This is a genomic window from Mechercharimyces mesophilus, from assembly GCF_059818345.1.
The window spans coordinates 236,271-256,732 of the sequence record NZ_JCBAPH010000004.1; the positions used below are offsets into that span (position 1 = coordinate 236,271).

Annotated in this window: 19 protein-coding genes and 1 CRISPR repeat array (1 of these 20 only partly in view); of the genes, 17 read left to right on the forward strand and 2 right to left on the reverse strand. The window is 42.6% G+C overall.

The genetic code is table 11. The features are described from left to right. Nucleotides 1–752: direct repeats of the CRISPR family, unit length 36 nt; unit sequence GCTATAACTCCCTGTTGGAGTTCGATGTGATATGAT (it extends 335 nt beyond the left edge of the window). Between the two features lie 312 nt (nt 753–1,064). The 9 genes from cas9 (at nt 1,065) to AC6RGY_RS12565 (ending at nt 9,716) form a co-directional block, all read left to right on the forward strand. Further along, the gene (cas9, locus tag AC6RGY_RS12525) at nt 1,065–4,391 is read left to right on the forward strand and encodes a type II CRISPR RNA-guided endonuclease Cas9 (protein WP_499863365.1); all 3,327 of its coding nucleotides are present in this window, start codon (nt 1,065–1,067) and stop codon (nt 4,389–4,391) included. Next, nucleotides 4,372–5,253, forward strand: coding sequence for a type II CRISPR-associated endonuclease Cas1 (cas1, locus tag AC6RGY_RS12530; RefSeq protein ID WP_499863366.1), 882 nt, complete (start codon nt 4,372–4,374; stop codon nt 5,251–5,253). Before cas9 ends, cas1 begins: the two co-directional genes overlap by 20 nt. 4 nt (nt 5,254–5,257) lie before the next feature. Then, complete coding sequence (gene cas2, locus AC6RGY_RS12535; RefSeq protein WP_499863367.1) at nt 5,258–5,566, forward strand: CRISPR-associated endonuclease Cas2; 309 nt, start codon at nt 5,258–5,260, stop codon at nt 5,564–5,566. After that, nucleotides 5,541–5,690 carry a hypothetical protein gene (locus AC6RGY_RS12540; RefSeq protein ID WP_499863404.1) on the forward strand — a complete coding sequence of 50 codons (150 nt, stop codon included), beginning with the start codon at nt 5,541–5,543 and terminating at the stop codon, nt 5,688–5,690. Before cas2 ends, AC6RGY_RS12540 begins: the two co-directional genes overlap by 26 nt. A 51-nt stretch (nt 5,691–5,741) precedes the next feature. Further along, the gene (locus AC6RGY_RS12545) at nt 5,742–6,092 is read left to right on the forward strand and encodes a hypothetical protein (protein ID WP_499863369.1); all 351 of its coding nucleotides are present in this window, start codon (nt 5,742–5,744) and stop codon (nt 6,090–6,092) included. After that, entirely contained in the window at nt 6,064–6,225 is a 162-nt protein-coding gene (locus AC6RGY_RS12550) for a DUF8602 domain-containing protein (protein ID WP_499863370.1), read from the forward strand. Before AC6RGY_RS12545 ends, AC6RGY_RS12550 begins: the two co-directional genes overlap by 29 nt. Before the next feature lie 87 nt (nt 6,226–6,312). Continuing rightward, nucleotides 6,313–8,658 (forward strand): PrsW family glutamic-type intramembrane protease, encoded by a 2,346-nt coding sequence (locus tag AC6RGY_RS12555; protein ID WP_499863400.1) that lies wholly within the window; start codon nt 6,313–6,315, stop codon nt 8,656–8,658. A 1-nt stretch (nt 8,659) separates the two neighbouring features. Beyond that, a complete protein-coding gene (locus AC6RGY_RS12560; RefSeq protein WP_499863372.1) occupies nt 8,660–9,142 on the forward strand; it encodes an SMI1/KNR4 family protein in 483 nt (160 codons plus the stop codon). A 148-nt stretch (nt 9,143–9,290) separates the two neighbouring features. Next, a complete protein-coding gene (locus AC6RGY_RS12565; protein ID WP_499863374.1) occupies nt 9,291–9,716 on the forward strand; it encodes an SMI1/KNR4 family protein in 426 nt (141 codons plus the stop codon). A 733-nt stretch (nt 9,717–10,449) separates the two neighbouring features. On the opposite strand, the gene AC6RGY_RS12570 is transcribed toward AC6RGY_RS12565, so the two are convergent. Both AC6RGY_RS12570 and AC6RGY_RS12575 read right to left on the reverse strand, forming a co-directional pair. Beyond that, nucleotides 10,450–10,767: a hypothetical protein gene (locus AC6RGY_RS12570; RefSeq protein ID WP_499863376.1), complete on the reverse strand. Its 318-nt coding sequence runs from the start codon at nt 10,765–10,767 to the stop codon at nt 10,450–10,452. Nucleotides 10,768–10,801: 34 nt separating this feature from the next. Further along, entirely contained in the window at nt 10,802–11,959 is a 1,158-nt protein-coding gene (locus AC6RGY_RS12575; protein WP_499863377.1) for a phospholipase A2 family protein, read from the reverse strand. Between the two features lie 510 nt (nt 11,960–12,469). Between AC6RGY_RS12575 and AC6RGY_RS12580 the strand changes: the two genes are divergently transcribed. The 8 genes from AC6RGY_RS12580 to AC6RGY_RS12615 all read left to right on the forward strand — a co-directional run. Beyond that, nucleotides 12,470–12,775: an HNH endonuclease gene (locus tag AC6RGY_RS12580; RefSeq protein WP_499863379.1), complete on the forward strand. Its 306-nt coding sequence runs from the start codon at nt 12,470–12,472 to the stop codon at nt 12,773–12,775. An 84-nt stretch (nt 12,776–12,859) separates the two neighbouring features. Then, nucleotides 12,860–14,935, forward strand: coding sequence for a DUF7948 domain-containing protein (locus AC6RGY_RS12585; RefSeq protein ID WP_499863381.1), 2,076 nt, complete (start codon nt 12,860–12,862; stop codon nt 14,933–14,935). A 195-nt stretch (nt 14,936–15,130) separates the two neighbouring features. Next, the gene (locus tag AC6RGY_RS12590; protein ID WP_499863383.1) at nt 15,131–15,493 is read left to right on the forward strand and encodes a P27 family phage terminase small subunit; all 363 of its coding nucleotides are present in this window, start codon (nt 15,131–15,133) and stop codon (nt 15,491–15,493) included. After that, on the forward strand, nt 15,474–17,165 hold the full coding sequence (locus AC6RGY_RS12595) for a terminase large subunit (protein ID WP_499863385.1): 1,692 nt from the start codon (nt 15,474–15,476) through the stop codon (nt 17,163–17,165). The genes AC6RGY_RS12590 and AC6RGY_RS12595 overlap by 20 nt, the downstream gene beginning before the upstream one ends. 4 nt (nt 17,166–17,169) lie before the next feature. Beyond that, nucleotides 17,170–18,369 carry a phage portal protein gene (locus AC6RGY_RS12600; RefSeq protein WP_499863387.1) on the forward strand — a complete coding sequence of 400 codons (1,200 nt, stop codon included), beginning with the start codon at nt 17,170–17,172 and terminating at the stop codon, nt 18,367–18,369. Nucleotides 18,370–18,393: 24 nt separating this feature from the next. After that, nucleotides 18,394–19,143, forward strand: a complete 750-nt coding sequence (locus AC6RGY_RS12605) for a head maturation protease, ClpP-related (RefSeq protein WP_499863389.1) — start codon at nt 18,394–18,396, stop codon at nt 19,141–19,143. Continuing rightward, nucleotides 19,136–20,275 (forward strand): phage major capsid protein, encoded by a 1,140-nt coding sequence (locus AC6RGY_RS12610; RefSeq protein ID WP_499863391.1) that lies wholly within the window; start codon nt 19,136–19,138, stop codon nt 20,273–20,275. The genes AC6RGY_RS12605 and AC6RGY_RS12610 overlap by 8 nt, the downstream gene beginning before the upstream one ends. A 15-nt stretch (nt 20,276–20,290) precedes the next feature. Continuing rightward, on the forward strand, nt 20,291–20,462 hold a 172-nt coding region (locus tag AC6RGY_RS12615), incomplete at its 3' end, for a head-tail connector protein (RefSeq protein ID WP_499863402.1).

Here is a 20,462-nt window from a genome sequence, read left to right on the forward strand (position 1 = left end):
TAACTCCCTGTTGGAGTTCGATGTGATATGATTTCGATATTACACGGTACAGGTGAACGAGCTATAACTCCCTGTTGGAGTTCGATGTGATATGATTCAAGAGCTTCCGAGATGAACTATTTAGCTATAACTCCCTGTTGGAGTTCGATGTGATATGATTCCAAGGTTGGCTCTTCATCAAGAAAAGTGCTATAACTCCCTGTTGGAGTTCGATGTGATATGATGATGATCGTATTCGTTATAGTGACGGTCTTGCTATAACTCCCTGTTGGAGTTCGATGTGATATGATGCAACAGAGGCAGATGAGGACGGAAACGAAGCTATAACTCCCTGTTGGAGTTCGATGTGATATGATCTATTGAACAAGGTGAGCTGACGGTGCATGCTATAACTCCCTGTTGGAGTTCGATGTGATATGATATGGCCACTCTCGTCATCCGCTCATCCATCGCTATAACTCCCTGTTGGAGTTCGATGTGATATGATCAAAGCATGAATGTTCTCGGGTACTTTGAAGCTATAACTCCCTGTTGGAGTTCGATGTGATATGATTGTAGGTTTTTTCCCCTGTTTTAGAGATATGCTATAACTCCCTGTTGGAGTTCGATGTGATATGATCAATAGCGGATAGTAGGTATAGTGCAGGCAGCTATAACTCCCTGTTGGAGTTCGATGTGATATGATTCCTTATTTTAGGGGCAATAGTTCAGTATCGGCTATAACTCCCTGTTGGAGTTCGATGTGATATGATAGGCACCTATAAACTTCAGTAATAATCGGTCTTGGAGACGATTTAACAATATAAAAATGATTAGATAATGGAGATGGGCAGGTGTTTTTAATCGCTTTTTGAGAAAAAGGATAGCTCTGTACTGAATTAACACTTGCTTTTTTATCGATTTCCTGTATAATTTTGAGTATCATATCACATCGAACTCCATCAGAAGTTGTTATAGTAAAGGCATTGACCTGTGGCGTTGGGGATCGCCATTTTATCCTAACTCAATGTTAGGATTTCTCCCCACTATATTTGAATAGATCGTTTTGGATAGTCTGGTTCCTTTTGGACCAGATTATTTGCGTTTGTGTTGGAATGAAAATTTTGGTATTATTGATGATGATATTAGTAATAATGTTATTTAATTGGGAAGATGAGGTGTTAGATGTGAGATACACATTAGGGTTAGACATTGGAATTACTTCGTGTGGTTGGGCTGTTGTTGACCAGAATAATAATAGATTTCAAGCATTAGGGGTAAGGAAGTTTGAAAAAGCGGAGCAAAGCGGGGGAGAACCCCTGGCTAAACCTAGAAGAGAAGCTCGTGGTTCGCGAAGGAGAAACAGAAGAAAAAAGCATCGAATTGAACGCATAAAAAACCTAATTGTGAAGCAAGGTTTGCTTAGTAATCAGGAAATGAATTGTCTTTATAACGATCGCTTTTGTCTTGATATTTGGGAATTGCGTCTGGATGCATTAAAGAGGAGGTTAACAAACCCTGAATGGGCGCGTGTACTTATTCATTTAGCACAGCGCAGAGGCTTTCAGTCCAATAGAAGAAGTGAAAATGGATCAGATGACAATAAGCCTATGCTTGTGAATATTAATGAAAATCAGAGAATCATGAAGGGTATGGAGTACAGAACTATAGCTGAAATGATGGTGAAAGATGATAAATTTAAGCACAATAAGAGGAATAGAAGAGGAGACTATCTTAACTTGGTAAGTCGGGAAGATGTACGTAATGAGATTAAGACATTGTTTGACTATCAGCGGAAACATGGAAATGCACTTGCGTGCGAAGATTTCCAGCAAGCATATGTGGAGATATGGGGTTCACAGAGACCCTATGCTTCGAAAGAGCAGATCGAAAGTATGTTGGGATATTGTACATTCGAAGAACAGGAAAAGAGAGTACCTAAAGCATCACTTTCATTCCAAAGATTCATTGCTCTTGATGAGATTAACAAACTGACGATTGTAAATGGATCTGAATTCCGGAGATTAGAGAAAGCGGAGCGTCATGTTATAAAAGAATTAGTGTTTGCTAAAGTGAAAGTGAAGTACTCTGATATTAGGAAAAAATTGAATTTAGATGAGAGTTGGCGTTTTAGCAACTTGTACTATGCACCATCACTATCGACAAAGAAGGTTGAAAGTGATGTCTTTTTAAAGTTAGAAAGCTTTCACAAAATCCGTGCGATATTTGAAAAAGTGTGTGAGGACGAAGTTGATCAACTAGTAACAGATATAGATTACGATACTGTCGCTTATGCCTTGACTGTTTTCAAGGATGATAAGGATATTAGAGATTACTTAAGTAATAATTATGTTAACAGTAAGGGTAAATTACAGGTCAACCTCTCGGATAAGAGCTATCCGGAAGAGTGGATTGATCAATTTGTAACATTGAACTTTACAAAAGTAGGTCATTTGTCCCGAGTAGCGCTTCGGAATATTTTGCCTTTTCTAGAGGAAGGAATGCAATACAATCAAGCGTGTGAAAAAGCAGGTTACGATTTCCAGGGATGTTCCAGTTCATCAAAAAAACAAAAGTTGCTTCCGGTTATACCGAATATAGGAAATCCTGTGGTGCAACGTGCATTGTCGCAGACCAGAAAAGTCTTGAACGCACTTATTAAACAGTATGGATCTCCTTCCGCCATCCATATTGAAATGGCGAGAGAATTGTCTAAGTCTTTTACTGAACGTGATGAGATAGATAAGAAGTATAAATCCAACAAAAAGAGAAATGAGAAGGCAAAAGAAGGACTTCGTGAATTAGGCAACATTGATCCATCAGGTCTGGATATTGTGAAGTATAAGCTATGGAAAGAACAAAACGAACGGTGTATGTACAGTGATGAACCCATTGAAGCAAGAAGGCTTCACGAACCAGGCTATGTGGAGATCGATCATATTCTCCCCTACAGCAGGAGCTTGGATGATACTTATAACAACAAAGTATTGGTGAAGACGAGGGAAAATCAGAATAAAGGGAACCAGACTCCTTTTGAATACTTAGGGGGGAGCGATCGATGGGATGTATATGTAGTGAGAGTTGAAAGTAACAAAAATATGGATAAGAGAAAGAAAAAGCATCTAGTCCGAAAATGCTTTAATGAACAAGGGCAAGCCGAGTTTCGAGAACGCAATTTGAATGATACAAGGTCCATTTCTTCCTTCTTTGCTAAATTCATTCGAAATCAGCTGGACTTCGTGGGCGAACAAAAAGTATTACCTGTGAACGGAAAGGTGACTGCTCATTTGCGAAGTCGATGGGGGTTTAACAAGAATCGTGAGGAAGGGGAGCTCCATCATGCATTAGATGCAGCTATTGTTGCTGTAACAAATGAAAAGTTTATCAGGGATGTCACAACTTATTACAAGAATCGCGAGGAGAGTAAAGCAACGTTGAAGAGAAAGAAAGTACATTTTCCAGAACCTTGGGCTGATTTTAGAAAGGAATTGCGAGGCAAGCTGTCATCTGATCCAAAACAATGTTTAGGGGAGCTAGGATTGGACAACCATGATAAGGAGTTTATATCTAAGCTAAAACCAGTATTTGTATCAAGAATGCCGCGGCATAGTGTTACGGGTAAAGCGCACAAAGACAAAATAAGAAAACGGGTTGGACAAACAGAGGATGGCATGGTAATTACAGCTATAAAAACCCCCCTAAAAAATATAGAATTAGATAAAAATGGACACTTCCCTATGTATGGTAAGGAAAGTGATCCTATAACATATCAAGCGATCAGGGAACGATTGTTACAAAATAAGAATGATCCCAAGTTAGCTTTTAAAGAGCCGCTGTACAAGCCTAGTAAAGCATCAAGGAACGCTCCTTTAATTAAATCAGTTAAGCTAATGGAAAATAGAAGTGTTGTTCGAGAGGTTAATGGAGGCAAGGGAGTAGTCTATAATGGAGAAATCATTCGTACTGACGTATTTACTAAGGGTGGAAAATTCTTTTTGATCCCTCTTTACTCAATTGATTTAGTGAAAGATGCGCTACCGAATAAATTTATTACTGCAGATACAGCATTTCGATTATGGCCGGAGATTGATGAATCGTATTCCTTTTTATTTAGCCTATTTAAAAATGACTTAGTAAAAATTGTTCCAAAAAAAGGAGTTAAGCTTACGAAAGTATCTACAGGCGAAAAAATCGTTGTAAATGAGCTTTTGGGTTACTATCAATCTGTTCATTCATCTAACGGTGGCATTACTGTAATCACGGATGATGGCTCTTATAAAGCAAAGGATATAGGTTCGAGAACTCTTTTGAGCTTTGAGAAGTATCAAGTGGGTATTCTGGGCGACTATACAAAAGTGAAAGGTGAGAAGAGACTTGAGTTGGCGGCACATCATGGTAACAACAAAAGCTAAGTTATGTGTTAGAAATAACCAACTTATTGTTATCCAAGAAGATGAGGTGAAAATTCCTCTGGAGGATATTGCATCTGTAGTCCTTGAAGAGAATAGTTCAATTCTCACGGGCCATACCCTTAGTAAATTCAGTGAATTCAATATCGCTCTCTATACATGTAACGAGAAGCATCTTCCTAATGGTATATTGCATGGATATCAAAAGCACTCAAGACAACAGAGCGTACTGCATATGCAGTACGCGTTGTCTAAACCTTTTATGAAGCGTACTTGGCAAAAGATCATTAAACAAAAAATCCTTAATCAGGCTAGCTGTTTATCTATCTTAGGGAAGAGTGGGAGTGAGCAACTCATTAAGATCAGCAAGACGGTTGATTCAGGTGATGGAACGAATCGGGAGGCCTATAGTGCTCAAGTTTATTTTAAGTGGTTATTTGAAGGGCAGTTTCATCGAAGAAGTGAAAATACAATAAATATATCCCTTAATTATGGATATGCGATCGTCCGGGGAGCAGTCGCTAGGGCATTAGTCAGTTATGGATTTTTACCTTGCTTAGGAATAACCCATGATAATGATCTGAACCAATTTAACCTAGCGGATGATTTTATGGAGGTGTATCGCCCGATGGTGGACATGCTAGTCCAGACAAATGTAAGTGATGAGGATTCTTTTGATAAAGGTGTACGTTCTAAGCTGTATAACATATTAAATATGGATGTGTTGTTGGTGGATAAAGTATATAGCATACATCGATCGATAGAAGAAATGATCAAAAGCTATGCATCAGCTTGTCGCCAAGATGACTATAACTTGCTTCAATTACCTCGGATTTTACCGATAGCAATACATAGATATGAGTAAGTATATGAGGATTCTTCTGTTCTTTGATCTACCAGTTAAAAGAAAAAATGATCGGAACGAATATACGAAGTTCAGGAAATTTCTTCTTAATGATGGATATGATATGCTCCAGTTTTCGGTCTACTGTCGAATTTGTAATGGAAATGATGGAATGCAAAAACACCTAGACAGATTGAATCGAAATCTACCTCCGAGGGGGTCGGTAAGAGTGCTAACGGTGACTGATAAGCAGTACTCAAGAATGAAGTTTCTTGTTGGAAAGCCTACTTCAACAGAAAGATCGATAAGTGCAGATCAACTTACACTATTTTGATCGTATGCCACTAGACATGGCTGGGGCGCTATATATTGATAACAAGGCTAGGCCCTGTTTCTCTGTTGATGCCCAAGTGATTCCGGTAGGAGGAACAGGGCTTGATTATCGCAATGATGATTGAACACTCTCATGACGAGGGTGTTTTTGTTTTGCGATGAAAAGGAGTGGTTCGATGGAATCTACGGAAGCGATCAAACATAAGATCGGTCGTTTACTCGCAGACAAAGGTATATCGCCGTTTTTCTTAGCAGACAACATCTCGTTAGCGAACTATGATGAGGTCAACTTGTACAAGCGAGACGGTATGATCATTGTGGATATGTACTGTAGAGACTTGGACACGGATGTGCCGATGATGTTTCGATACAAGTACGACATGAACGAAGTGTTGATACGAACGGAGATGACAATCCGCGGGAATACGAGTGTCATGTGGGATAAGCGGGAAGAGATCGAGGAGCTTTGGGAGCAGTGTCAGGGGAGTGAGAAAGAAGATGCCACAAAAACCACCCAGTCCTTGTAACTACCCTGGATGCCAGGAATTAAGTCAGGGGCGGTACTGTGAGAAACACGGGTGGGGTACAAACAGGCGGTACGATCAAGACAGGGGGTCGTCATCAAAGAGGGGATATATTAACGAGAAAATTCGACTTTAAACTCTCTTTCCTACTCTACCAACAAATGCTATAATGCTAGTGTTAAAGGGTAGATAAGGAAAGGGAGGGGGAATGTTCTTGCTCGAAGTGTTACGGTCATGGGGAATGACCGTTCTGCATTATAGCAAGCGACGTCGTGAGGGATGGAGAGAGAAACATCCATTATTGTTTAAGGGGATAAAGAGAACTTACATCGGATTGACGTGGTTCCTTCTTGGATTGGTTATCTTGGCGTGGATTTTTATCCCAACGGCTCGAGAAGCGTTGATTCAGTTTCTTTGGAGTTATTATCTCCTATGGCAGTTTTGGTTCTTAGCGCGGAGTAAGACATTGACATGGACGGGTATGGCCCGCTTTTTTGCCATCGGGGCTTGGGTCATCGCGCCGCTTTCAGCAATGGTTGTCTATTCGATTCATGGATTGTTTGCAGAGGGTCCAGCCTCGATTGGGGCGAGATGGAGTGCCGAAATTGTCGGTCCATTAACCGAAGAGTCAGTTAAGTTGTTGCCTTTTCTACTTCTTTTTCTGTTTACGAATCGAACAAAGAGTTTTAGCCTCACCGATTATATGCTGGCAGGCGCTGCGACAGGTGTCGGATTCAACTTTATGGAGGAGATGGTTCGTCGTTGGGTGACGGCGGACTCAGGGAACAGTCTCTTTGAATTATTGGCGGAGCTACTAGTGGACACCGAGCAGAGCTGGGAGATATTCACCCTCTTTCCTGGCGCCTTTTCAGATGGAACGGCGATCTCTCCTGGTCATGGAGTGTGGACCGGCTTCATTACGCTAGGGGTTGGAATCGCTCTACGTTATCGGAGTCGCTGGGGAAAGAAAGTGTATTTGCTTCCGTTTTTCTTCTTTGCTTGGGCGACTTTCGATCATGGTGCTTGGAATGCTCACCATGGAGGAATGTCGGATGTTGCTTCTTTTTTCTACGCGCTATCATTCCATGGATACTTACTGAAGTGGGTCTTTGTCTTATTCATTGCACTTGCGATCTTCCTAGACTACCGTACTCTAAACCGTGTACGTGACCAATTACCGCTTTTGCCACGTGAAAGGATATTAGAGCCGGTGTCGGATTGGATCGTGATTTTGCAAGCGATGATGAGAGGGCGGAAAGCCTTTGGGCATTCTCTCGGCTTTACCCGTGAGAGACGGCATTATGGTTTCTCACTTCTTCGCGAGGAAGAGTCAAAGGATCGAACTTCCCAGATAGCGTCCCTCAAGCAGCATAAACTCGTCTTAGAAGGATTCTTAGTTGCTCTGGTGTTGGTCTTCCTCATTATTTTCCTTCCGGATATGTACAGTGGAACAGGGGATGCTTACTTTTCAGGTCTTTTGGATCGATTGTCTGATTGGTGGAATGGGCTTAACGGATGGGAAAAAGGCGGCGTGATTGTTGCGGTAACCGTCCTTGGCACGCTATTGACAGTGGCAACTGGAGGCGGCTGGATTGTAGGTGGCTTTACTGCTCTAGGGGCAGCATTGACAGCGAAGGAGGTATTAGATAATCCGGAGCCGACAAAAGCGTTCATCGAAGATCCGTGGGGAAGTACGAAGTCGTGGGCAAAGGAGATGCTCCAACATCCACCACAAGAAGCTGCTATAGTTCTTGCCGCTCTAGCAGCAGAGCAAATCCTGGGTCGCATACCGATGGTGAAGGTAGCCGATGAGGCTTTCGATTTTATCAAGCGAAAGTCGCAGAATTCATTAGAACGCTGGATGCCTCGCACCCAAGTACAAGATGCGGGTACAGGGATGCGCTTTGATTGGAATGAACCTGATGTGCGTGAGTCAAGAGGGACGGGTTCAGGCGGGGATGGGCAAGGTCCACTAAATGACGTGGAATCGCATCGTAGATCAGACCATCCAAATAAACCACCTAGTTTGCGGAGTGGAGATCCTGACTTTTCATTTGAAACTAGTCGAAATGAAAATGGTAAACTTATAGCTGAAACTAGTGATGGAAGAGAATTTAAGGTTCGGTATGGGGATAAAGCAAATACAATTGAGACGCAGACAACTCCTGCTGGGAATACTTATACGGTTCGGTATAATGGAGACGCTCTTCCTGATTTCACTCCATATGCTGTAAAGGATTCGTTAGGAAATCCTATAGAAATTATATTACCCGACGACGCCACCGTTGGTAGAAGTCCAGATCAGACAAGATTTGCTACCAGATTATTGAAAGAGAAGTATCCTGATTGGGAATCAGATTTTGGCTTTACAGATGCACAGAAGGAATCAATTAGGAAAAATAAAGGGCCTATTGGACCGGGTGGTAATAGAATAATGGAGGAGAATCTAACTTGGCATCATGATAAAGAAACGGGTAAACTAATTTTAGTTCCTTACGACCTAAATGATTCATTTCGTCACACAGGTGGTCACAAGTATTGGGGTCAACAAAGGCTAGGAGGGACATAAAATGATCAAATGGATTGAAAGGGAGAAGCCTGTTTCTCTTGAAGAACTGTTGCAAATTGAAAAAAAAGCAGGATTAAAGTTTCCGAAAGATTTTTTGGAGTGGTATTTGAAATATGTGGGTCTTGAAGAAAGCACCCATATCAAGTTGAATGGTGAATTTTATGAGCTGGTAAATATCCTATTCCCATCGCAAATAGAAAATATGGTAGAGGAAATTCTTGAAGAAGATGAAGAAATAATTCGTGATAAGGGAGTGATGATGGTTCCCTTTGCCCAAGATTCTGCTTTGGAACAGTATTGTTTTTTGGGGGAACTTGGAAAAGAGCCGACAGGGATAATATATATCCATCGGTCTGATTTTATGGAAGATATATTTGAAGGAGATAGAATTAAGAAAGAACATTGGATTTGTGAGACGTTCACCGAATTTATCCATTTGTTCACTGAACATGCGTTGGATGAAGATGAATTAGATAACGTGTAAGGCACTACCGAATATAAGCTCGACACTTGTCGTATGTTATCTAGGGCGACTCCACTACTGGGGTCGTTCTTTCGATTCAAACGGGGGTCGTACTGGGAAACGCGACAATTGAGAAGGGTAAAGAATATAGATAGGTGAGAGGGCTTATATGCAGGGAATCGAATGGGAATATACCAATGATCCTGTAAATGAGGAAACTATTCAGTTAGTAGAGCAAAGATTAGGCGTTAAGTTCCCCTTAGATTTCATTCATGTGATTCAGAAGTACCATGGAGCTTCACTTGAAACTCATCGTTTCAAGTACAATAATGGGCTAAACGGGTACTTTCATACGCTTTTAAGTTTTGATCCTCATGATGATGAAAGCTTTCAACAAATAGCACTTGACATGTCGGAAGATGATGATTTTCCAAATGAAGTAATTCCCTTCGGTTTAGATGCCGCGGGTAACTTCCTGTGTTTTGATTACCGTAAAAATGACAAAAAGCCTAGCATTGTATACTGGTATCATGAGGAAGATGAAATCTACTATGTGTGTGAGACTTTTACAGAATTATTAAGTAAGCTATACTAACGAACAAAGCCAAGTGGGGGTTTCCTAGCTTGGCTTATTTTTCGCAAAAGAAAAACGCCGTCTACAACTCAATGCCATATTTGCGGGATTTGACCGCTTTTTGACCGGTTTCTGACCGCTATTATCCGGAAAGCCGTGCTATTATGGTAGTGTGATCGTATGCCGTTAGTCGTGGCTGGGACGCTATATATTGATGAAGGACATCACCCTGTCTCTCCGTTGGCGCTCAAGTGGTTCTTGGGTAGGGGGAACGGGGTTTGATTTTTGCAACGATGATTGAACGCTCTCACTCAAATGACGAAAGTGGAAGCAAGTGGGATTGAAGACTATTGGAACATTATTTTACCAGCCAGAGAGAAGGGGTGTACAAGATGCCAAGCAGAGAGCGAGAGATACGATATAAACGAGGACAGACATCGAGATAAATGGGGAGCTGTTGATCAAGTTTAGAAGGACGATGACCTGTCCACGGAGATGTGCAGCAGCTAGTAGAGATCGTGGCGTATATACGAACGATCAGATGATGCGCTAAAGAAATGGATAGAGGATCAGTTGCAGGGGATGTTGCCGGAGTCAGATGGATTTGATGATATACCGTTCTAGTAAGGAGTGAGAGTACGTATAGGCGGATTAAGAAGGAGGCGATGCGGAAGATGGCGGTGATGTTGGGATTGGGACGAGATAGCAAATGATAAGGCTGTTCTCAATTGAGAACAGCCTTTGAAAAGTTGAGTTAGGGTTGCCAGTCGAAAATTGCACCTAATAAATATACTAATGGAACAAATAGGAAGATTGAGAAGGACATAATGATGTTCCCTACTAGTCCGAAAGCAGAAAAACGCTCTTGTTTTGATATCCCGATGAGACTGAATATCACGCCTATAGGATTTATTACCCAAGTAAGCATCCATAGCGGGATACCTTGATCAACTCCATAATTAAGTGCCGGAATAACCATCATTAGCAAGTACAGCATGATGCCAATGCCAATTGCAAGAAGTGAAAATAAACTGTTCTTGCCTATCACTCTTTTATCTTGCAAATCTCTCATGATACACCCCTTGTTTGAAAACAAATTGTTCCTCTTAATTCGATATAATAGCGTCTACCTTTACGCTGTAAGAGTTGTTGTTTTTCACTAGTAATCGATATGCTGTCCCTGGATGTAACGATCCATTGGATTCTTTAGTAAATGTAACGTATCTATATTTACCATTTGTGGTTACTTTAGTATTTCTTACTGTCTTCCATTCACCATTATGCTTCCTTTGTAAGTATACTGCAACTGAGGATGTTTTGTGGTTTGAGCTGTATGCATAAAACGCGGTGTGGATTTTACCTTTGTATGCAGTAGCAAAACCGACTGTACCTGCTGATTTCTTTGCAGATAGAGTACTACTTTTTAACCTTTTTGCATATCCAGGGCTACTGGAGGGCATATCAATGTTTTTACATCCACGAACAGCCATTTGCTTCCTAAAGTAAGAATAAACAGTAGTGGCCATCTTTTTCTCTTTTGACTTCATCTTAGGATACTTCCTTACAATACCCCAAAGCAAATTCCTATCTGCTGTACAATTGAAGTAACCCCACTTAGCGTACTCTAGGTCGTGATTCATACATAGAGAATCTAAGGTATCAACTGGTTTAGGACTGTTCTTCTTCTTTCCTCCGTGTTTTGGACCACACCAATTTCCGTATATTCCAGGAGCTTTAATATTAGAAGGTGCCAATTCTTCATCCTGACTTATGGGTGCACTGTCTTCAGCAAATTTATTGAATACATTTCCTTGTTCCAGTACACTAGAAGGAACTCCATCTTGCTCAGCCTTCTTTGTATCGAAGTAGAAAACGGATGGATCGTTTTCATTTTCAACAATGTACTTTTCAAGCATTTCCACTTCTTTCTCGATTTCTTCCATCGATTCTTGCATTATAATTAATTCTTCGAGTTCTTCATCTGAAGGCAATTCATCAGGAAGAGTAATTTCTTCATCTTCTGAGACGAGGTCACCATCAAAAAACTCGTCTTCATCAATTTCTTCGTTGAAATCTTCTTCAAGCTCTTCTTCGGTTTCTTCAGTGGATTCGTCACTGGTATTGCCACCTGGTTTTTCATCAGTATTAGGTGGGTGAATATCCGGTCCATTAAAGCCGATTTCAGGTTCACTGTAGCCAGTTGAAGGTGAGAATAATGTAAAGAAAATTACTAATGATAAGAATATTGCTAACAACTTTTTCATAAATCGTCCTCTTTCTTTTAGTACATAAGCATAATCTGAGCAATATGTACATGCACTTTTTTATGTATTTAGTTTATTGATATGCTAGGCGGTATCTACAAGTGGGCTCCTTTTTCTTTATTCACTTTATTACTAAAAAGGATAACCGCGTATCAGCATGAAATTGATTATATAATCCTTTGTTTATACTTGTCAATAAGAAATTTATTCAGATAAAATATAAGATGTTAAATATATTCGTTTTGACCGCTTTTTGACCGGTTTCTGACCGCTATTACCGTGAAAACAGTGCTATTATGGTAGTGTGATCGTATGCTGTTAATCGTGGTGGGACCCTATATATTGATGAAGGATACAACCCTGTTTCTCCTTTAATGCTCAAGTGGTTCTTGGGTAGGGGGAACGGGGTTTGATTTTTGCAACGATGATTGAACGCTCTCATGACGAGGGTGTTTTTGTTTTATGATGAGTAGGTGTCATAGGTCTACTATGAATGAAGAGGTGCTATTCTTGAAAAAACCACTACCGTTTTACAAGAGCAAAGCATGGAAGAAGGCACGTGAGTCGGTATTGATACGTGATAATTACCTGTGCCAGCCATGCTTAGAGAGGGATAAGCTCACACCAGCAGTGATGGTGCACCACGTTGAACACCTGATGGAGAGACCAGAGCGGGCGTTGGATGAGAACAACTTAGTGAGTGTATGTGCCATGTGTCATAATAATCTCCATCCAGAGAAGGGGAAGAAGGAGCAGGAGAGCAAGGAATACAAGGCTAGAGTGATTCAGTCGGTGGCGAATGAGGAAATGGTGTGACTATTTATGGCAGATGCCCATACCCGAAATACATGTTGATCATAGACTAATGCATCATGGTGACATTCAATGGAGGGGTATGGAATGAAAAAGGTGAAAAGCACAAGGCAATCACTTTGGTTTAGACGGTGTGATGAGATAGAGAAGGGTGCCTATGTTGCACATGGAATGGGAGTTCAGTATGCCTTTTTGTCAGAGGGAGTTCGATTTACACTAGATAGATCGTCAGAGGTGTTCTTGCGTTTTGTAGATGCACGCGAAGGAGTGGTACCCAGGGGAGACGTTTTACAGGAGCAAAGAGTTGAGCAAGTCGCCTACGAAGATGTCTGGCAAGGGATTGATGTGGTTTTCTATGGGCAGGGAGAGCATTTGAAGTACGATGTCGTTGTTCATCCAGGTGCCAGTGTGGAAGATATTCGTCTTTGCTATGAGGGTGGAACCGATGTGAGGTTGAACGAACAAGGCGACTTGTTTGTTCATGCACCACAGGGTGTTCTATTAGAAAGAAAGCCAGTCAGCTTTCAGTGGAAGGGAAGCGAAAAGAAAACAATTCCGACGTACTTTGAGCTGAACGCTGATAGATCCGTCGGATTTGGTATAGAGAGAAAAGCGTACGATCCTTCAAAGCTATTGGTCATTGACCCCGTTGTATTTTATTCCACTTACTTAGGAGGTTCAGGTAGAGATGCGGGGACAGCGATAGCTGTCGATAGTGAAAAAAATGCATACGTCACAGGGATTACAGAATCGACCAATTTCCCTATAACTTCAGGGGCTTTTCAAACAGTTCTTGCGGGTCCAGACAATGTATATGTTAGTAAATTTAATAAGCAAGGAAGTTCCCTTCTCTATTCTACTTATATAGGAGGGTTTGATAACGACGACGGTCGTAGTATTGCAGTGGATGCATCGGGAAACGCCTACGTAACAGGACTGGCGAGATCGACGAATTATCCGGTCACCTCGGGTGCATTCCAGACTATGCTAAGAGGAAGCGTTGATGCATTTGTAACGAAGCTCAATGACACAGGAACAGTTCTTTTGTACTCAACGTACTTGGGAGGAAGTAGTGTAGAGAATGGGACAGGGATCGACGTTGATGCAACCAATCATGCATATATAACAGGCTTAACACTGTCTAATGATTTCCCTGTCACCTCGGGTGCCTTTGATACTTTATTTGGAGGAGAAAGAGATGCTTTTGTCACTAAATTTAGTACGACAGGATCGTCTTTAATATACTCCACCTATTTAGGTGGAAGAGATCCAAACACTGGAAATGATATTGTGGTCAATGATAACAACCAAGCTTATGTCACAGGTCGAACAGAATCGACAGATTTCCCTGTAACATCAGGGGCTTTTCAAACGGTATTGCAAGGTATGGAAGATGTGTTCGTCACCAAGTTTAATGCTTCCGGATCTGCCTTGATGTTCTCGACTCTTATAGGTGGGTCGGAGGATGATCGAGCAAATGCTATTGATTTAAACAATGGATATATTTACGTAACAGGACTAACGAATTCCTCTGATTTCCCGATAACGAACAATGCTTTTCAGCTGACGTTAACAAGTCTTAGCAATGCGTTTGTTACGAAGCTAAATCCAATGGCGAGCACTTTGATCTATTCCACCTTTTTAGGTGGGAATGACAATAGTAACTTACAGCAAGGAAATGATATCGCAGTGGATGCTTTCGGAATGGCTTGGGTGACAGGGAGTACCAATGCCGCTGATTTTCCGATTACCCCAGATGCTTTTCAAGACAGTTTGGCAGGAAATCGAGATGCGTTTATAACCCAGCTGAGCTTCTCGGGTCAAGGGCTCTCTTTCTCTTCTTATTTGGGAGGGAGTGCTCAGGATGTTGGAAATGGTGCGGCAGTGGACGAAGATGGAGAAGCATACTTTGTGGGCCTGACGTTTTCAGGGAATTTTCCTATCACAGATGGCGCTTTTCAGACTGAATATGGTGGGAATCGGGACGCATTTGTTATAAAAATAGGAGATCAAATAGGCGCAACCGGCCCAACTGGAGCCACAGGTGCAACGGGTTCCGCAGGAGCGACAGGAGCGCAGGGACCAAGGGGACCGAGAGGAAGGCGTGGTCCGAGAGGACCAAGAGGACCTCGTGGCACCGGCGGAGGGGAGTTTAGCGGGTAGAGAAAGCATCGTATGACAGGGTGTAGATGGGAGAGAAGAAGGGAGCAATCACGTCCAGTCTATATGGATGGTGGTTGCTCTTTCTATTTTGAGTAGTCCCCCCTCCCTAAAAAGCTGATGACAAGGGGGCTAGGGACCGGCAGGGGCCCATCGTTTTCACCGCGAACCAATTTCTTACGTGAGGGGGGGTATGTCATGAGCCAGTATGAACCGAGCAAATACATCAAGGATGACGCGGCCGTTGAATTGTTTCACACAATAGCGAATGAGCTAGATATAGATGATTCTTTGAACGAACGAACCGTGATCATTGTGGAGAACATTGCCCTTCTTGAAGAGATGAAGGCGGAGCTATTAGCAGACATCAAAGAGCGTGGAGTGGTTGAATTCTTTATCAACGGGCAACAGTCGTTATGGAGGGATAACAAGTCTGTAGATAAACTACTCAAATATGTTGAGGGACAACGCAAGCTCTTAAATGAACTTTGTCTGACTCCATCATCGGCAAAGAAGTTGGTCGAGGTGGTGCAAAAGGACGATGACTTTAAAAACTTCTAACCTATTAACTACTGCTTACGCTCAAGATGCAGTGGATGGAAACATTGTGATATCCAATAAGGTACGATTGGCGTGCGAACGTCATTTGAATGATTTAGAAAGACAAGGAACCGCTGATTTTCCCTATGTTTTTGATGAAGAAAAAGCCTATCGACCGATCGCCTTTTTCGAACGGTTCTGTCGACCGTCGAAGTGGAAATCCAATCGGTTTGAGCTTCAGCCATGGCAGCATTTTGTCATCGGTTCGCTGTATGGATGGGTCCACCATGAAACGCAACTACGCCGCTTTAAAGAGGGGCTTATTTTTGTTGGAAGAAAGAACGGGAAATCCACCATTGTATCCGGCTTAGCGAACTATGGTTGTTCGAAAGATGGCGAGAACGGCGCTGATGTCTATCTTTTAGCGAATTCCATGAAGCAGGCAAGAGTGGTCTTTGATGAGTGTAAGAAGATGGTCAAGAAGTCACCGCTATTAAGAGAATACTTCCGCCCCCTTCGAGATGCGATCCACTATGATGAGACATTTTCCAAGATCGAGCCCCAAGCAAGTGACAGTGAAAAGCTAGACGGACTCAATTGTCATTTAGGGGTGTTTGATGAGATGCATGAGTACAAGGACTATAAGCTCATCAATGTGATCAAAAACTCGACTGGAGCAAGGGAGCAACCATTGATCCTTTATATATCGACGGCAGGATATCGGCTGGATGGCCCCTTGATGGATTATTACGAGAAAGCAGCGGATGTACTCGAAGGAGCGATTCAAGATGAGCGGACGTTTTATTACATGGCTGAACTGGACGAAGGAGATGACATTGAGGATACAAGCGTATGGATAAAAGCAAATCCGAATCTAGGGGTAACAATGAAATTGGAGACTATGATTGAGGAGTGGAACTCAAGAAAACACACGCCACAAGAGAGAACCGACTTTATCACGAAACGGCTGAATCTCTTTTCACAGTCAGGTGAGCAATCGTTTATTGATTTTGAGGTTCTCCAACGAAATAAAGATCACCTTCCTATTGAGGAGTTGGACGGTCACTCTTGCGTGGGTGGGTTCGACTTGTCGTCAACGGAGGACTTCACGTCTGCCTGTCTGGAGTTTCCTTTGGACAATGGCAGGGTCTTCGTGCTTTCTCATTCCTTTATCCCGAGGCGAAAAGTGGAGTTAGAGAATGAAAAAATCCCTTATCGAGAGTATGAAGAGGCGGGATTACTCACGGTTTGTCCAGGAGACTATGTCGATTACAAGTATGTCTATGATTGGTTTGTTGAACAGTCCCAGAGATACGAGATTGAGATAATCACATATGATCCGGCCAATGCTTTTCGTTTGGTGGAAGATCTAAAGAACTATGGATTTGAAACCATTGTCGTACGACAGGGACACAAGACATTGAGCCCGGCCATGAAGGATATTAAAGAGCTTTTACTAGACGGAAGGGTCGTCTATAACGAAAACCGCCTTCTACGCTGGTATATCAATAACATCAAACTGGTAACGGATCGTAACGGCAACTGGATGCCAACCAAACAGAGCCGATATCGGAAGATCGATGGATTTGTTGCGCTATTGAATGCTCATACCGAAGTAATGAAGCGATTGGTTCAACCTCTATCTGGAGACGGGATTGAGGTGATATCGCTTAAGGATTTGAGGGGGAGGTGAGAAAGTGTGGGAACGAATCAAGAGCTGGGCGAAAAGTAGGGCCTCGTCAGCAAAAAATAGTAGTGTGTATGTTCGATTATCACGAGCGTTTAAACCGAACAGCTCTTTTTGGAACAGTGCAAGCGGGACATTAGCAACGAATGAAACCATTTTTGCTGCGGTTTCTCGCTTATCTAATTCACTGGGGACCCTACCGCTTCATTTATTCAATCAAGAATATGAACAGGTAAGGTCACGAGCGGCGGATCTTATCTCTTATGCTCCGAATCCGAACATAACCAGTTTTGATTTCATTCGCACCATGGAAGCACACCGTGGCACGAATGGAAATGCATATGCCATAAAGTTATACAACAACCAATACCAGGTGCAATCCCTCTATATTCTTGATCCGACGAGAGTGGAACCTGTCATTGAAGCTGATACCTATGATCTTTGGTATCAGGTGGATGGAGACAAAGGACGTTACTATGTCCACAATCTAGACATGATCCATGTGAAGCATATCCATACGACAGGATACAAAGGGATCAGTCCCATTGACGTGCTTAAGAACACCGTGGACTTTGACGCGAACGTGAGGCAGTTTAGTTTGGATCAGATGGAAGGGTCCATCAATGCCTCCTTCATTCTGAAGATGAATACTCACCTAGCGGATGATAAGAGGAGGAAGATCATCGAACGGTTCCAATCATTCTACGAGGACAATGGTGGAGTATTGATTCAAGACTCAGGAATGGAGATTGAGCCGATAGAAAGAAAGTTCATGGATACAAAGGTCTTTGAGGTAGAGAAGATTACACGGTCAAGGGTAGCGACCGTTTACAATATTCCGCTACACATGCTTGGGGAGACCAAGGATGAGAGTTTTAAGAGTATGGAACAGATGGCTCTCGATTATGTGCAGATGACTCTACTCCCTATTGTGCGTATGTATGAGCAGGAGTTTAATCGTAAACTGTTGAGCGATGTAGAACGAAGAGTGGGGTTGGGATTCAAATTCAATGTGGCAGGTCTTTTGCGCGGGGATATGAAAACCAGAGGAGACTTTTATACCCAAGGTATTCGTTCGGGCTGGTTGGCTCCTAATGAAACGCGAGCGTATGAAGATCTCCCGCCTAAAAAGGGAGGGGATTATTTATACATGAGCCGAGATCTAAGACGACTGGACCATTTAGCTGAGGAGGTGATGAACGAACAATGAGAGGGAGAGTAACATTCGAAAGGGGTGATCCAACTGAAGAAGTTCTGGGAAGTCAAAGCGGCATCTGATGCGAAGTCGGGCGACTTGTTGATCTACGGGGAAATCGTATCATGGAAATGGGACGATACGGATATAACGGCCCAGTCGTTCAAAGAAGACCTTGACGCATTGGGCGACATTGATACCTTGAATATCTACATCAATTCACCTGGGGGATCGGTGTTTCAGGGGATGGCAATCTATAACATCATTCAGAGGCACAAGGCCAAGGTGAACGTCCATGTTGATGGGCTGGCCGCTAGCATCGCAAGCACCATTGCAATGGCAGGCGATGCTATTTTTATGCCTGAAAACAGTTTGATGATGATCCATAATCCTTTTACCATGGCGATTGGGAATGCGAAAGTGTTGAGGAAAAAAGCAGACGATTTGGATTTACTCGCAACAAATATGCGTGAAATCTATCTCGGTCGAGCGAATGGACAGTTGAATGAAGATCAACTTGTTCAGATGTTGGATGATGAAACGTGGCTCACCGCACAAGAGTGTCTGGGGTATGGGCTTTGTGACACCGTCGTTGAAGCAAAGAACATAGCCGCCTGTGTAGATAGCGAGTTCATGCAGAAGTACGAAAACGCGCCGAAAGAGCTGTTGAGAACAGAAAAGCTAGCGAAAAACGAAAAAGAGGATGCTTTGCGAAATCAATTGATGGAAGAAGCCAAGTCGAACTTGGAACGAATTGAATTTTATTTGGAGGGATTGCGAAATGGGTAAAAGCTTATATGAAGTGAAAAATGATTTGAAAACAGTGGGCGATCAACTGGCTAAAACGGAACAAGAGATTCTTGAAAAAACAGCGGAACCGGACGTGCCTATAGAAGAGGTCAAAAAAGCAAAGGCGACAGCTCAAGATTTACAAGAACGCTTTGATACATTGAAAGCTGCCCATGACCGGATGGAAGCTGAACAGAGAGCTTCTTTTGAGTCTAAAAAAGATAAACTAACGGGTGTCGCTGACCCGAAGGCGAAGGTAGTTTCGGCTAAAGCAGAGCTCATCCGTGCGACTATTCGTCAGCGTCAGCCTGCTGATGACGTAAAAGCAGCATTGGGAGATAACAACACGACGGGTGGGGAGAAGATTCTTCCTTCCACCATGACCAATGAGATCCTTCATGAACCCTTTGTGAAAAACCCGTTACGCGATATCTCTTCATACACCAATGTCACGAACTTGGAGATCCCGAAGGTAACCTTCACCATTGACAATGACGATTTCATTGCGGATACGGCCACAGCGAAAGAATTGAAGGCGGACGGAGATGTCGTGACGTTCGGGCGGAATAAATTCAAGATTTATGTTCCCATCTCGGAGACCGTTCTTCTCGCCACGGATACGAATTTGGTACAGACGGTAGATCAAGCGCTTCAAAGTGGTGTGGCCGCCAAGGAAAAGAAGGTTGCTTTTGCTGAAACACCTAAGGTAGGAGAAGAGTCGCTCTCTTTTTATGGTGTGGGGATCACAGAAGTTGAGAAAGCGAGCTTATATCTCGCCATTAAAGCCGCGGTAGCGGATTTACATGAAGATTACCGGGATAAAGCTACTATCGTCATGCGCTATGCTGACTACATGGATATCATTGAGACTTTAGCGAACGATAGCACTACTTTGTACACGGCACAGCCCGAACAAATCCTCGGGAAGCCTGTAGTGTTCTGTGACTCCGCGGCTAAACCGATTGTAGGCGACTTCATGTACTCGCATTTCAACTATGATCCACAATTCCTGTATGAACGAGACAAAGACGTTAAAACAGGCATCGAAAACTTCGTCTTGACGGCTTGGTTTGATCACAAGATCAAGCTGAAGAGTGCATTCCGAATCGCTACTAAAACACCGGAAGCATAAGCGAGGTGACGTTTCATGAGGCCATCAACCGAACAAGTAAAAACCTATTTGCGCATTGATGGGACCGAGGATGATCAAATCCTCGGTCTTTTAATTGAATCCGCTGTGGAATACATGACAAACAGTGGTGTTCCCGAGAGTGATTCCAAGCTCTATCAACTAGCAATACTGCTTCATGTGGCATTGA

Coding starts and splice junctions, on each gene's coding strand:
- AC6RGY_RS12590 (WP_499863383.1), top strand. CDS start 15,131: ATGAGCCAGTATGAACCGAGCAAATACATCAAGGATGACGCGGCCGTT.
- AC6RGY_RS12610 (WP_499863391.1), top strand. CDS start 19,136: ATGGGTAAAAGCTTATATGAAGTGAAAAATGATTTGAAAACAGTGGGC.
- AC6RGY_RS12575 (WP_499863377.1), bottom strand. CDS start 11,959: ATGAAAAAGTTGTTAGCAATATTCTTATCATTAGTAATTTTCTTTACA.
- cas1 (WP_499863366.1), top strand. CDS start 4,372: ATGGTAACAACAAAAGCTAAGTTATGTGTTAGAAATAACCAACTTATT.
- AC6RGY_RS12560 (WP_499863372.1), top strand. CDS start 8,660: ATGATCAAATGGATTGAAAGGGAGAAGCCTGTTTCTCTTGAAGAACTG.
- AC6RGY_RS12545 (WP_499863369.1), top strand. CDS start 5,742: ATGGAATCTACGGAAGCGATCAAACATAAGATCGGTCGTTTACTCGCA.
- AC6RGY_RS12570 (WP_499863376.1), bottom strand. CDS start 10,767: ATGAGAGATTTGCAAGATAAAAGAGTGATAGGCAAGAACAGTTTATTT.
- AC6RGY_RS12585 (WP_499863381.1), top strand. CDS start 12,860: ATGAAAAAGGTGAAAAGCACAAGGCAATCACTTTGGTTTAGACGGTGT.
- AC6RGY_RS12550 (WP_499863370.1), top strand. CDS start 6,064: ATGCCACAAAAACCACCCAGTCCTTGTAACTACCCTGGATGCCAGGAA.
- cas2 (WP_499863367.1), top strand. CDS start 5,258: ATGAGGATTCTTCTGTTCTTTGATCTACCAGTTAAAAGAAAAAATGAT.
- AC6RGY_RS12595 (WP_499863385.1), top strand. CDS start 15,474: ATGACTTTAAAAACTTCTAACCTATTAACTACTGCTTACGCTCAAGAT.
- AC6RGY_RS12565 (WP_499863374.1), top strand. CDS start 9,291: ATGCAGGGAATCGAATGGGAATATACCAATGATCCTGTAAATGAGGAA.